At 43.5% G+C, this 522-nt stretch carries 2 protein-coding genes; one reads left to right on the top strand and one right to left on the bottom strand.

Going from position 1 to position 522, the window contains the following annotated elements; genetic code table 11:
* The first annotated feature begins 31 nt into the window (after positions 1-31).
* Positions 32-130, top strand: a complete 99-nt coding sequence (locus tag R7040_RS29850; protein ID WP_267867901.1) for a DUF3024 domain-containing protein — start codon at positions 32-34, stop codon at positions 128-130.
* Between the two features lie 4 nt (positions 131-134).
* On the opposite strand, the gene R7040_RS29845 is transcribed toward R7040_RS29850, so the two are convergent.
* Positions 135-522 (bottom strand): AraC family transcriptional regulator (locus R7040_RS29845; RefSeq protein ID WP_318098100.1); only part of this gene is annotated, 388 nt, incomplete at its 5' end.

Here is a 522-nt window from a genome sequence, read left to right as displayed (position 1 = left end):
CTTTTATGTTCCCGCCTCTCGCTCAGAAGAAATTCGATGGATTCCTTACAAAAAGTTGCCGCATAGTCACACGCTTGAAGATCTCCTTGCCGAACTTGAAAGCGATCCTCAAGCGTGTTTTTGGGAGTAGGGGATTAACCTCTTACTACCTGATTACGAAAGTCTTTAGGGGTGATGTTGTAAATGGATTTAAACGCGGTACTAAAGTGAGCAGCGCTCTTAAATCCAGATTCAAATGCGATTTCTGTTATCGATTTTTGTGAAACGCGCAGTTGTGTTGCCGCGTAGTTAATACGTTTCACTTTTAATATCTGAGAAAAAGAAAGGTTTTCGGCAGCAAGGCGGCGTTTTAACGTCGCAATAGACATGCTCATGTGCGCCGCTAGGCCTTCTAACGTTATATCCTTCTCAATGTTCTTTTCGATGTACTTAATGGCCTTTTGAGACGCTGTTAGGCTGCTTGCATCGTCAATGATCGAAAGAATGTCTGGCTGAACTTCCACCATAAGAGAAAGTAGCGCC

The organism is Vibrio sp. 1069, assembly GCF_033340555.1.
This window is presented reverse-complemented; position numbering and strand designations above follow the sequence as displayed.